The 13753-nt window shown below is 36.4% G+C and carries 8 protein-coding genes, 1 tRNA gene and 1 other RNA gene; all 10 read left to right on the top strand.

Going from position 1 to position 13753, the window contains the following annotated elements:
* Nucleotides 1-25 precede the first annotated feature (25 nt).
* Nucleotides 26-4528: a glutamate synthase large subunit gene (gene gltB, locus LG295_RS12585; protein WP_404476000.1), complete on the top strand. Its 4503-nt coding sequence runs from the start codon at nt 26-28 to the stop codon at nt 4526-4528.
* A gap of 20 nt (nt 4529-4548) precedes the next feature.
* A complete protein-coding gene (locus tag LG295_RS12580) occupies nt 4549-6012 on the top strand; it encodes a glutamate synthase subunit beta (RefSeq protein ID WP_107557988.1) in 1464 nt (487 codons plus the stop codon).
* Between the two features lie 56 nt (nt 6013-6068).
* A tRNA-Ser gene (locus LG295_RS12575) sits at nt 6069-6161 on the top strand.
* A 405-nt stretch (nt 6162-6566) separates the two neighbouring features.
* Nucleotides 6567-7994, top strand: a complete 1428-nt coding sequence (gene treP, locus LG295_RS12570; protein ID WP_107531218.1) for a PTS system trehalose-specific EIIBC component — start codon at nt 6567-6569, stop codon at nt 7992-7994.
* 86 nt (nt 7995-8080) lie between these two features.
* Nucleotides 8081-9715, top strand: a complete 1635-nt coding sequence (gene treC, locus LG295_RS12565) for an alpha,alpha-phosphotrehalase (protein WP_326029031.1) — start codon at nt 8081-8083, stop codon at nt 9713-9715.
* A gap of 28 nt (nt 9716-9743) precedes the next feature.
* Nucleotides 9744-10469, top strand: a complete 726-nt coding sequence (gene treR / locus LG295_RS12560) for a trehalose operon repressor (RefSeq protein ID WP_107531216.1) — start codon at nt 9744-9746, stop codon at nt 10467-10469.
* A 107-nt stretch (nt 10470-10576) separates the two neighbouring features.
* An RNA gene (gene ffs / locus LG295_RS12555) (signal recognition particle sRNA large type) lies at nt 10577-10846 on the top strand.
* 193 nt (nt 10847-11039) lie between these two features.
* Nucleotides 11040-11570 carry a GNAT family N-acetyltransferase gene (locus LG295_RS12550; protein WP_107557991.1) on the top strand — a complete coding sequence of 177 codons (531 nt, stop codon included), beginning with the start codon at nt 11040-11042 and terminating at the stop codon, nt 11568-11570.
* Nucleotides 11571-11629: 59 nt separating this feature from the next.
* On the top strand, nt 11630-13345 hold the full coding sequence (gene dnaX, locus LG295_RS12545; RefSeq protein ID WP_326018545.1) for a DNA polymerase III subunit gamma/tau: 1716 nt from the start codon (nt 11630-11632) through the stop codon (nt 13343-13345).
* A gap of 88 nt (nt 13346-13433) precedes the next feature.
* Entirely contained in the window at nt 13434-13751 is a 318-nt protein-coding gene (locus tag LG295_RS12540; RefSeq protein WP_002484224.1) for a YbaB/EbfC family nucleoid-associated protein, read from the top strand.
* Nucleotides 13752-13753: the final 2 nt, after the last annotated feature.

Below are 13753 nucleotides of genomic sequence, written 5' to 3'. Positions count from 1 at the left end.
AATTTTCGTAAAAGAGGTGAGGGTCATGCTTGAATATGGTGAAAAAGTAGGCTTATATGATGGCCGCGAAGAACATGATGCATGTGGTATAGGATTTTATGCCAATATGGATAATCAGAGAAATCACGAGATTGTTGAAAAATCATTAGAGATGTTACGTAGGTTAGATCATCGTGGGGGAATTGGTGCTGATGGTATTACTGGCGATGGCGCCGGTATTATGACAGAAGTGCCTTATGAATACTTTGCAACAAAAGTTGACTTTGATTTGCCGGCTGAAGGTAAATATGCGGTTGGCATGTTTTTTACTAATGAGAAGATAGCTGGTTCTCAACATGAAGCGCAATTTAATGCTCACTTTGAAGCAGAAGGCTTAAGTGTCATTGGTTATAGAGATGTTCCTGTAGATACGAATGCAATCGCATCGCATGTAGTTGAAACTATGCCACATATACAACAAGTATTTGTTGCGTTAAACGATGTATCACACATAGAAAGAACATTATTTTTAGCGCGTAAACAAATTGAAAATTACGCTAATCAACAGCGTTTGAATTTATATTTTACAAGCTTATCTCATAGAACCATTGTGTACAAAGGTTGGTTACGCTCAGATCAAATAAAAGCGTTATACCAAGATTTGAATCATGAGACTTACGTTTCGAAGTTAGGTCTTGTGCATTCACGTTTTAGTACAAATACGTTTCCGAGTTGGAAACGTGCGCATCCTAACAGATTGCTCATGCATAACGGTGAGATTAATACTATAAAAGGTAATGTGAACTGGATGAGAGCAAGACAAAATGATTTAATAGCAACAATATTTGGTGACGATAAAGATAAGGTTAAGGAAATTGTAGATGAAGATGGTAGTGACTCTGCCATTGTAGATAATGCATTAGAATTTTTATCGTTAGCTATGGAACCTGAAAGAGCAGCGATGCTGATGATTCCAGAACCTTGGTTATACAATAAAGCTAATGATGCTAATGTACGCTCTTTTTATGAGTTTTATAGTTATCTGATGGAACCGTGGGATGGACCTACAATGATTTCTTTTTGTAACGGAGATAAGATTGGTGCGTTAACGGATAGAAATGGTTTAAGACCGGGACGCTATACGATTACGAAAGATAATTATATCGTCTTTTCTTCGGAGGTTGGCGTGGTAGATGTACCAGAAGATAATGTAGCGTTTAAAGGTCAATTAAACCCAGGGAAGTTGTTGCTGGTTGATTTTAAACAAAATAAAGTAATAGAAAATAATGAATTGAAAGCGCGTATCGCAGATGAACATCCATATGAAAGTTGGTTGAACCAATTTAAGGTAGATTTAGGATTGGATAAAGTAGCGTATCAAAATTCTGAATGGAGCGATGAAAGTTTAACACGTTTACAAAAACAGTTCGCTTATACAAAAGAAGAAATGGATAAATACCTGACTGAAATTGTTGAAAATAAGAAAGACCCAATAGGTGCAATGGGGTATGATGTGCCGATTGCGGTTTTAAATGAAAAAGATGAAACATTATTTAATTATTTCAAGCAATTATTTGCGCAAGTTACGAATCCACCTATCGATGCTTACCGTGAAAAAATAGTTACGAGTGAACTATCTTATCTAGGTAGCGAAGGGAATTTATTGAATCCGAATGAAGATGTATTGAACCGTATTCAATTAGCACGACCAGTTTTAACAGAAGCGCAACTAGAAGTCATTGAACAGAGTAGATTTAATGTTACACATTTATCTACGATTTATCAAAATGATTTAGAGGTAGCTTTAGAGAAATTAGGAGATAAAGCGATTCATGCTGTTAAAAAAGGCGAAGAAATCATAGTATTAGATGATCGTGAATTAGTGAATGCTAATGAAGGATATGCGATGCCGATGCTATTAGCAGTAAGTCATATTCATCAGTTGTTGATTAGAGAAGGGTTACGTATGCGCACGAGTATAGTAGCCTTGTCAGGAGAAACAAGAGAAGTACATCATGTTGCTTGCTTGCTAGGATATGGAGCAAATGCGATTGTACCTTATTTAGCACAACGTACGATTGAGCAGTTAGTGCGAAATCAGCGTTTAGAAGGGGATATTTCTGAAAATGTTCAAACCTATACAGATACATTATCTGAAGGTGTGATAAAAGTTATGGCTAAAATGGGTATTTCAACTGTTCAAAGTTATCAAGGGGCACAAATTTTTGAAGCAGTAGGTTTATCATCTGAAGTTGTTGAAAAATATTTCACAGGTACACAAACTAAACTTTCAGGTATATCCATAGATATGATAGATAAGGAAAATAAAGCAAGACAAACACCTACCAGTAAATATATTGAATCAGGAAGTACATTCCAATGGCGTAAACAAGGTCAACATCATACCTTTAACCCGACATCTATTCATTTGTTGCAACATGCATGTAGATTAAATGATTATGAAAAATTCAAATCATTTTCACATGAAGTTAATCATAAACGCACTGATCATGTTCGACACTTGATGGAATTTAAAAAGCAACAAGCTATTGATATCAGTGAAGTTGAGCCTGCAAGTGCCATTGTTCAACGTTTTAATACAGGGGCAATGAGTTATGGTTCAATCTCTGAAGAAGCACATCAAACATTAGCTGAAGCGATGAACCAAATGGGTGGTAAAAGTAATAGCGGTGAAGGTGGGGAAAACCCGGAACGCTATATTGTAGATGAAGAAGGCCGTAATCGTTCTAGCGCAATTAAACAAGTTGCATCCGGTCGTTTTGGCGTGACGAGTGATTATTTACAACATGCCAAAGAAATACAAATCAAAGTTGCGCAAGGCGCTAAACCAGGGGAAGGCGGACAATTACCAGGTACTAAAGTGTATCCGTGGATAGCTGAAGTAAGAGGTTCAACACCAGGTATAGGTTTAATATCACCACCGCCACATCACGATATTTATTCAATAGAAGATTTAGCACAATTAATACATGATTTAAAAAATGCAAATAAAGACGCAAACATTACGGTGAAACTTGTGTCCAAAACAGGCGTAGGTACAATTGCGGCTGGTGTTGCTAAAGCGTATGCAGATAAGATTGTTATTAGTGGATATGACGGAGGTACAGGTGCTTCTCCTAAAACGAGTATTCAACATGCAGGTGTGCCATGGGAAATTGGTCTAGCGGAAACGCATCAAACTCTAATGATGAACGGTTTAAGATCAAGAGTGAAAGTAGAAACTGATGGCAAGTTGCTTACAGGTAAAGATGTTGCTTATGCATGTGCGCTAGGTGCTGAAGAATTTGGTTTTGCTACTGCGCCATTAGTAGTACTCGGATGTATTATGATGCGTGTGTGCCATAAGGATACTTGTCCTGTAGGTATTGCTACACAGAATCAAGATTTGAGAGCCTTGTTTAACGGTAGAGCGGATCATGTAGTTAATTTTATGCATTTTGTTGCTGAAGAATTGCGTGAGATACTAGCTGAACTTGGATTAAAATCTGTAGACGAACTTGTAGGTAGAACTGATTTATTAACACGTAAGAGCAATCTAGCTAACAGTCGTCCTAAAGCAGCATCGATGAATGTTGAAGCTTTGTTGTATCAACACGAAGGTGAAAGATTTAAAAAAGTAGAGCAAAACCACCATCTCGACGAAGGCTTTGATTTAACAGAATTCTATCCAGATGCTAAAGTTGCGATTGAAAATGGTCAATCATTTAGTGGTCAATATCAATTGAAAAACGAACAACGTGATGTAGGTGTTATCACTGGTAGTGCCATTACAAGAGCGCATGGTAAAGACGGGTTGCCTGAAGATTCGATTTATGCTGAAACTGTTGGTCATGCAGGTCAAAGTTTAGGGGCCTATACACCGAGTGGTTTAACGATTCATCATACAGGAGACGCTAATGATTATGTAGGTAAAGGTTTATCTGGTGGTAAAGTGATTGTTAAGGCGCCAAACCAACAACGTGAAGACGAAATTATCGTGGGTAATGTTTGTTTTTATGGTGCTTCTCACGGTAAAGCTTTTATAAGTGGTAAAGCTGGAGAACGTTTCTGTATTAGAAATAGTGGCGTGCAAGTAGTTGTTGAAGGTATTGGTGATCATGGTCTTGAATATATGACTGGTGGTAGAGTTGTTGTGTTAGGTGATGTAGGTAAAAACTTTGGCCAAGGTATGAGTGGCGGTGTGAGTTATATCTTCCCATCTGATATAGAGCAATTTAAATCAGAAAATAAACTGGACAGCTTAGATTTCGATTTCATTACTGTCGAAGAAGAATATGATGTTTTGAAGTCTATGTTAGAAGAACATGTGAAGTATACAAATAGTACGAAGGCGAAAAATATTTTAGCTAACTTTGAACATGTTGCAGATAAAGTCGTTAAAGTAATCCCTAAAGACTATAAACTAATGATGCAAAAAATCGATTTACAAAAGCAAAATGAAACAGAACTTGATCAAGCTTTATTGAATGCTTTTAATGACAAGCGCACATATATAGAATCAGAGCAACAATTGACTGCCGTATATTAATTTTAGAAGGGGGATTTATCATGGGCGAATTCAAAGGATTTATGAATTATGATAAACAAGAATTGCACGAGTTGTCTTTGGTTGATCGTTTGAAGAGTCACGATGCGTTTCAACAAAGATTCACGAAAGACGAAGCGGCACAACAAGGTGCTCGTTGTATGGATTGTGGCACACCATTTTGCCAAACCGGAGAACCATTTGGTAGAGAAACCATTGGTTGTCCTATAGGTAATTATATTCCAGAATGGAACGACCTTGTTTATAGGCAAGATTTCAAAACTGCCTATGAACGGTTGAACGAAACGAATAACTTCCCTGAATTTACAGGGCGTGTTTGTCCAGCGCCTTGTGAACAATCTTGTGTCATGAAGATTAATCGTGAATCAGTAGCTATAAAAGGGATTGAAAGAACTATTATTGATGAAGCTTTTGAAAATGGTTGGGTGAAACCGACAGTACCAGAGCATCGTAAAGACGAATCAGTAGCTATAGTAGGCAGTGGTCCAGCTGGTTTAACTGCTGCAGATGAATTAAATAAATTAGGATACAACGTAACAGTTTACGAGCGTGCGCACGAAGCTGGAGGCTTGTTGATGTATGGTATACCTAATATGAAATTAGATAAAGATGTAGTACGTCGCCGAATAAAAGTGATGGAAGAATCTGGTATACGTTTTGAAACAGATACAGAAATTGGCGTGGATATTAGCAAAGAAACGCTTAACGAGCAATATGATGCAATTATTTTATGTACCGGTTCACAAAACGCAAGAGATTTACCTTTAGAAGGACGCATGGGATTAGGTATTCACTTTGCGATGGATTATTTAACAGAACAAGGTCAATATTTAAACGGTGAAATCGATGAACCATCTATTTCTGCTGAAGGTAAAAATGTGGTCGTAATCGGAGCAGGAGATACAGGGGCAGACTGTGTCGCTACTGCATTGCGTGAAAATTGTAAATCAATCGTGCAATTTAATAAATATACAAAACAACCAGAAGAAATTGAATTTGATGAGAATACGTATTGGCCGTTAGCAATGCCTGTGTTTAAAATGGATTATGCACATAAAGAATATCAATCACGCTTTGGTTTTGAGCCGCGAGCTTATGGTGTGCAAACAATGCGCTATGATGTGGATAGAATTGGTAATGTCAAAGGTGTCTATACACAAATTCTCGAAGAAACTGATGAAGGTATGGTAGTTGTAGATGGTACTGAGCGCCATTGGCCAGCGGATTTAGTACTATTGTCTATAGGCTTTGTAGGTACTGAAACAACAGTGCCACATGCTTTTAATATTCAAACAGAACGCAATAAAATTGTAGCTGATAACAAAGATTTTAGAACAAACCAACCGCACATATTCGCTGCAGGAGATGCTAGAAGAGGGCAAAGTTTAGTTGTATGGGCGATACAAGAGGGGAGAGCGGTAGCAGATTCTGTAGATTCTTATTTAAATGAAAAAACATTAGTGTAACTTTGTAATTTTGATTGACTTTTACAAATGGCTATAATATGATGAGTATTGTGTTTGGAGGAATACCCAAGTCCGGCTGAAGGGATCGGTCTTGAAAACCGACAGGGGCTTAACGGCTCGCGGGGGTTCGAATCCCTCTTCCTCCGCCATTATATTTTTAAAACCAAGACTAATGAATAGATGAGGCAAGGATTCAATTTCGTATTGAATCCTTGCCTTTTTTGATATGTTTTTTAAGACTGCATGATTATATAGGAAGGTATCTAGAAAATTATGCTTATCAGTACTTTACTGGATGAGGAATTTAAAGTTATAAAATTAAAATGGTAACTTTTTCAATGAAAAAGAAATGTGTTTTGATGAAGAATAGACAGTTGATAACTAAGTGAAGCCGTTAAATTGCTAATTCCCACTTTTAGTAATAATGCAGTTTGTTATGGATGTTTGTGCGATGGGATAAAAGTTTTGTGTGGATTTTTATGAAAGCCTTTGCAAAACTTGTCTAGACAAGTTATAATTTCTGTAATGTTAAAAGTATAAGGGAGTGGATCGTCATGGCCGTTAAAAAGAAAGACGTGCAAGATATAGTTGAAGCTGTTGGGGGCAAAGATAATTTGGACACAGCCACACACTGTGTTACACGTTTGAGACTTGTCTTGAAAGATGATGATAAAGTGGACAAAGACCGATTGAGTAATAACGATTTAGTGAAAGGCCAGTTTAAAGCGGATAACCAATATCAAATAGTTATTGGGCCGGGAACGGTAGATGAAGTCTATAAGCAACTGATAGCAGAAACGGGGATTAGTGAATCATCTAAAGATGATGCAAAGGCGGCGGCAGCTAAAAAGGGCAATCCTATTCAAAGATTGATTAAGTTACTTGGGGATATCTTTATACCAATCTTGCCAGCGATTGTAACTGCTGGTTTACTTATGGGGATTAATAATTTACTCACAATGGAAGATTTATTTGGATCGAAGCCACTTGTTGAACAATTTCCACAATTAGGCGATATCTCAAATATTATTAACGTCATTGCTAGTACAGCTTTCATATTCTTGCCAGCATTGATTGGTTGGAGTAGTATGCGTGTGTTCGGAGGAAGTCAAATACTTGGTTTAGTGTTAGGTTTGATTTTAATGAATCCACAGCTTGTTTCGCAGTATGATATTGCAAAAGGTAACATTCCTACGTGGGATATTTTTGGTTTAGAAATTAAGCAACTAAACTATCAAGGACAAGTGTTGCCGATTTTGCTTGCAGCGTATGTTTTAGCTCAAATTGAAAAATTCTTAAATAAACATATTCACGATTCAATTAAAATGTTAGTTGTTGGTCCAATTGCATTACTAATAACAGGATTCTTAGCCTTTATTGTGATTGGTCCTGTAGCATTATGGCTAGGTACTGGTATTACAAATGGTGTGACGTTCGTCTTTGAACATGCTGGTTGGTTAGGTGGTGCTATTTATGGTTTGTTATACGCACCACTTGTTATTACAGGATTACATCATATGTTCTTGGCTGTTGATTTCCAACTTATGGGTAGTGAGCTCGGTGGAACATACTTATGGCCAATTTTGGCGATATCTAATATTTGTCAGGGGTCAGCAGCGTTCGGCGCTTGGTTTGTTTATAGAAGACGTAAAATGGGCAAAGAACAAGGTTTGGCAATGACTTCTGGTGTTTCAGGTTTCTTAGGGGTGACGGAACCGGCATTATTTGGTGTCAATTTACCATTGAAATATCCGTTTGTCGCAGCGATATCAACATCTTGTGTGTTAGGAGCGATCATTGGTGCAACGCGTGTACTTGGTAGTGTTGGTGTCGGTGGTGTTCCTGCTTTCATCTCAATTAAAAGCGAGTATTGGGGTATCTACCTTGTCTGTACCTTCTTGGCAATTGTGGTTCCGGCAATTCTAACAGTATTTTTGTCAAAATTTAGTAAAGATAAAGCGAAAGAAATGGTAGAAGAATAAGCACGCTAAAGCAATACAACTAAACTCGCTAAAACGACTTAGCGGGTTTTTCTTCTTTAAATAATATAAGTAAAGGTGGTAATTCCATGAGTCAAAGTGATTGGAGAAAGTCAGTAGTTTATCAAATATATCCGAAATCATTTAATGACACGACAGGTAACGGTGAAGGTGATTTGAAAGGAATCATTGAAAAATTAGATTATTTACAGTATTTAGGTGTAGACTACATTTGGTTAACACCAGTGTATGAATCTCCAATGAATGATAATGGTTATGACATTAGTGATTATTATAAAATAAATGAGAAGTTCGGCACGATTGAAGATTTAGAAATACTTGTTGCTGAAGCTCATAAACGTGATTTAAAGGTAATGATGGATATTGTTATCAATCATACTTCTACAGAACACGAATGGTTTAAACAAGCGTACGCTGATAACGATAGTGAATATAGAGATTACTATTTCTTTAAAAGGTCATCTGATGCTCAACCACCAACAAATTGGGAATCGAAGTTTGGAGGGAATGCGTGGAAATACGATGAAAAGACAGATGCATATTATTTACATTTGTTTGATGTAACTCAAGCGGATTTGAACTGGGATAACCCCAAAGTAAGGGGTGCATTATATGATATTATCAATTATTGGATAGACTTCGGTATAGATGGCTTCCGTTTTGATGTTATTAACCTAATTTCAAAAGGGGAATTTAAAAATTCTGAAAAGATTGGTAAAGAATTCTATACAGACGGTCCACATGTACATGAATATTTACATGAAATGAATGAGTGTACTTTTGGAGGTAAAGACTTAATGACTGTGGGTGAAATGTCTTCTACAACAATTGATCATTGTATAAAATATACGTCGCCTGAACGTCAAGAGTTGAATAGCGTGTTCAATTTCCATCATCTCAAAGTGGATTACGTTAATGGCGAAAAGTGGTCAAATGCAAAATTAGACTTTCATAAATTAAAAGATATATTAATGGAATGGCAACTAGGCATTTATGAAGGTGGAGGTTGGAACGCAATTTTTTGGTGTAACCATGATCAACCGCGTGTGGTTTCGCGTTTTGGAAATGATACTAATGAAACTTTACGTAAACAAAGTGCTAAGATGCTGGCAACAGTATTGCATATGATGCAAGGGACACCATATATATATCAGGGGGAAGAAATAGGTATGACGGATCCTGGTTTTGGTAGTATTGACCAGTACAGAGATATAGAATCGTTGAACGCTTATAATAATATGAAGCGAGCTGGTTATGATGAAGATGAAATATTAACAATATTAGGTCAAAAATCTAGAGATAACTCCCGAACACCTGTACAGTGGACAAGCGAGCAAAATGCAGGATTTACAACAGGAACACCTTGGATAGATATTCCTAACAATTTTGAGCAAATCAATGTTGAAGCTGCTATTGAAGATGATCAATCTATTTTACATACTTATAGAGATTTAATTCGTTTGCGTCATGAATACGATATTATAACTTATGGAAGTATTAGACCATTGTACATGGAACACGATGAGTTATTTATATATAAACGACATTATAAAGGTGAAACTTGGTTAGTTGTGGCGAACTTTTCAAAAGAAAGTGTTACTATACCAGAGGACTTAAATGTTGAAGGTCGAGTGATGATGCAACATGGTAATATCTCGGATGGGGTGATAGATGGCTTTGGTGCAATAGTGGTAGCACAATAATTTATAAAAGGGTAGTGAGTGAGCGCATATGACACAAAAAAAGTTTATTACAATATATGAAACTTTACGAGCTGACATCATCGAATCGCGCATATCTTATGGTACACAATTACCGTCAGAATATGAACTGGTAGAAACTTATGATGCGTCACGTGAAACTGTCCGTAAAGCTTTGAATTTATTAGTGAGAGATGGAATGATACAAAAAATTCGTGGTAAAGGTTCGGTTGTAATATATCAAGGGTTAACAGAATTTCCATTCGCAGATTTAACGAGCTTTCGAGAAGTGCAACAAGGATTAGGGTTACAACATGAAACTGAAGTGAAAGTTTTAGAACGAATACATGCAGGAGATGTACCAAGGGTCAAGGAAGCTTTAAATGTTACCCAAAGCACAGTACTATGGCATGTTATTCGTACTAGAAAAATTAATGACAAAGTAAAGATAATTGATGAAGATTATTTAATAGAAGCAATTGTTCCAGGTTTGACCTTGGATATTGTAAAAACGTCTCTATATGCATATGTAGAGAATGTACTAGGGTTGGATATTAGTTATTCAAATAAATCAATAACATTTGAAGCTTTCGGCGAGTTAGAGTATGAGATGTTTGGTGACGTGACGCCGCCTTATACAGCTACTGTACGGGGGATTGTACATCTCAAAGATACTACACAATTCCAATATAATATATCTAGGCATTTAGCTACAGAGTTTAAATTTAAAGATTTCTCAAGACGGCACAAAATATAATGTTTATTTATAAGATGACCGTTTTGTGAATGGTTCTAATAATCTGTTTGTTAAATGAAAAGCTAATGCTTGCATTCAGATAGAAGAATATAGTATGATATATTTTGCCGTGCTAGGTGGGGAGGTAGCGGTTCCCTGTACTCGAAATCCGCTTTACGCGAGACTGAATTCCTTTGCTAAGGGTACGTTTTTGTGAAGTCTGCCCAAAGCACGTAGTGTTTGAAGATCTCGGTCCTATGCAATATGAACCCATGAACCATGTCAGGTCCTGACGGAAGCAGCATTAAGTGGATCATCGTATGTGCCGTAGGGTTGCCGAGGTTTAGCTGTCGACTTTGGTTACGTTTATGATACGTATTCGAAGCGAAGGTGCGCGGTTTTAATTTTAAAAAAACAATAAAATTCAAACATACATATATAATGAGTGACTTCTTTTGATAGCAGTCGCTCTTTTTTTATATTAAAATATAAGCAATGCTTTTAATGTTGTTTTAGTATCCGTACAAATGAAATGTGCTAACTGATGTTATAATGTTTAAAAATAAAACTAAACGTTTTGAGGGGATAGCCATGCAAATATATTTAAGTACTTTAACTGAAAATGATTATGATACAAGTTTAGATGCTATTGAAGCGGCTTTTTCAGATGTGGCAGAATCGAATCACGATGAACAAGAATTAGTGAAAAAATTGAGGAAGGCACCTGAATATAATTATGAACTAGAGGTTGTAGCTAAAAATGATGAAGGTGAAGTCATAGGTCACATCATGTTATCTGAAATTTCGATTGTAAGTGGAGATAACCATTATACCGCTTTAGCGTTAGCGCCATTATCTGTATTAGTAGATTATAGAGGGAAAGGTATAGGAAAAGCGTTGATTCAAGCTGTTGAAGAACGGGCTAAAGCACAAGACTATAGTACGATTATTGTATTGGGAGACCCATCGTATTATGGTAAGTTTGGTTATGAAGAGGCAGAAGATTTTGAGATTTCTAATCCGTTTGATGTGCCATCAAAATGCTTTATGGTTAAATTTTTATGGGATCCATTACTTGAACAACCCAAAGGTGATGTAATTTATTCTGAAGCTTTTAACTAATATTCAAAGTAGAAAATACAATGCTATAATGATTGATGAATGTAATTGGAGGTGCGAAAGTGAATTATCAAGCTTTATATAGAATGTTCCGACCGCAAAGTTTCGATGATGTTGTAGGACAGGAACATGTTACTAAAACGCTGCGCAATGCGATTTCAAAAAGTAAACAATCACATGCTTATATATTTAGCGGACCTAGAGGTACGGGGAAAACAAGTATCGCCAAAGTGTTTGCCAAAGCGATTAATTGTCTTGAACGTACAGATGGAGAACCTTGTAATGAATGTGCAATCTGTAAAGGTATCACTCGTGGTACAAACTCAGACGTTATTGAAATTGATGCAGCTAGTAATAATGGCGTGGATGAAATTAGAAATATTAGAGATAAAGTTAAATATGCACCTAGTGAGTCGAAATTTAAAGTTTATATTATAGATGAAGTTCACATGCTTACGACTGGCGCGTTTAACGCATTGCTTAAAACGTTAGAGGAACCGCCAGCACATGCGATTTTTATATTAGCGACAACAGAACCTCACAAAATTCCGCCTACAATTATCTCTAGAGCACAGAGATTTGATTTTAAAGCAATTAGTCAAAATGAAATCGTAGAGAGATTAAAATTTGTAGCAGAAGAACAACAAATTGATTATGATGAAACGGCATTAGATTTTATAGCGAAAGCTTCTGAAGGTGGTATGCGTGATGCGCTAAGTATTATGGACCAAGCTATTGCTTTTGGTGATGAGCACTTGACCTTAGAAGATGCCTTAAATGTCACGGGTAGTGTAGATGCGAAAGCATTAGATGAATTATTTAGAGAGGTTGTAGAAGGAGATGTAAGAAACGCCTTTGCAACGTACCATAAATTTGTGTCTCAAGGTAAAGAAGTAAATCGTTTGATTAATGATATGATTTATTTTGTTAGAGATACGATTATGAATAAAACTTCTAATGTAGAAACTGAATATGATGCATTAATGCATTTTGAGTTAGATGTACTATATAAAATGATAGATATTATTAACGATACACTTGTATCGATTCGTTTCAGTGTGAATCAAAGCGTGCATTTTGAAGTGTTGTTAGTGAAATTAGCTGAAATGATTAAAGAAACACCTGAACATGTTCAAACAGTTGCTACAACAGGTGTTGCAACAGAGCCTAATAATGATGTGTTGCTACAAAGAATGGAACAACTTGAAAATGAGCTTAAATCAATTAGAGCAAATGGTATAGCAACAAGTACACCACCGCAGCAAACAAAGCGTACTTCTAGCAAAGGTGGACAAGCTAAAAATGCCTTTTCAATGCAACAAATTGCCAAAGTTTTAGATAAAGCGAATAAAGATGATATCAAACAATTGAAAGATCATTGGCAAGAAGTTGTCGATCATGCCAAAAATAATGATATGAAATCTTTAGTTAGCTTGTTACAAAATTCTGAACCGGTTGCGGCTAGTGAGACCCATGTGCTTATCAAGCTTGAAGAAGAGATTCATTGTGAAATTGTTAATAAAGATGATGAAAAAAGAGAGAACATTGAAAATGTCGTTTGTAATATTATAGATAAAACAGTTAAAGTAGTTGGGGTGCCAGCAGATCAATGGATGAGAGTGAGAACAGAATATCTTCAAAATAGAAAAACTGGTTCAACAACAGAAGCGGGAAATGACGAACAAACTACAACTCAAACTCCTGAGGAAGTAGATGTTGTTCAAAAAGCAAAAGACTTATTCGGTGAAAGTACTGTAAATGTTATAGATGAAGAGTGATACATGACAATGTTCAAAAAGGCATGTATAATGAGACAAAAGATAAATCACAACAAAGTGATGTAAAAGTTTTAAGGAGGATATAATTATGCGCGGTGGCGGAAATATGCAACAAATGATGAAACAAATGCAAAAAATGCAAAAGAAAATGGGCGAAGAGCAAGAAAAGCTTAAAGAAGAAAAAGTGCAAGGTACAGCTGGTGGCGGTATGGTAACTGTAACTGTATCAGGTCATAAAGAAGTGCTAGATGTAGAAATTAAAGAAGAAGCAGTAGATCCAGATGACATTGAAATGTTACAAGATTTAGTGATTGCTGCTACAAATGAAGCGATGAATAAAGCAGATGAACTTACACAAGAACGTTTAGGTAAGCACACGCAAGGCTTAAACATTCCTGGAATGTGATC

It is taken from the genome of Staphylococcus pseudoxylosus, assembly GCF_044794325.1.
GTDB classification, from domain to species: domain Bacteria; phylum Bacillota; class Bacilli; order Staphylococcales; family Staphylococcaceae; genus Staphylococcus; species Staphylococcus pseudoxylosus.
The sequence above is the reverse complement of the archived record's forward strand: the minus strand, read 5'-3'. Positions and strand labels throughout refer to the sequence as shown.

Bases quoted from the DNA above. Each gene is read 5' to 3' on its own strand.
- gltB (WP_404476000.1), top strand. From the start codon at position 26: ATGCTTGAATATGGTGAAAAAGTAGGCTTATATGATGGCCGCGAAGAA.
- treR (WP_107531216.1), top strand. From the start codon at position 9,744: ATGACACAAAAAAAGTTTATTACAATATATGAAACTTTACGAGCTGAC.
- LG295_RS12550 (WP_107557991.1), top strand. From the start codon at position 11,040: ATGCAAATATATTTAAGTACTTTAACTGAAAATGATTATGATACAAGT.
- LG295_RS12580 (WP_107557988.1), top strand. From the start codon at position 4,549: ATGGGCGAATTCAAAGGATTTATGAATTATGATAAACAAGAATTGCAC.
- LG295_RS12540 (WP_002484224.1), top strand. From the start codon at position 13,434: ATGCGCGGTGGCGGAAATATGCAACAAATGATGAAACAAATGCAAAAA.
- treC (WP_326029031.1), top strand. From the start codon at position 8,081: ATGAGTCAAAGTGATTGGAGAAAGTCAGTAGTTTATCAAATATATCCG.
- treP (WP_107531218.1), top strand. From the start codon at position 6,567: ATGGCCGTTAAAAAGAAAGACGTGCAAGATATAGTTGAAGCTGTTGGG.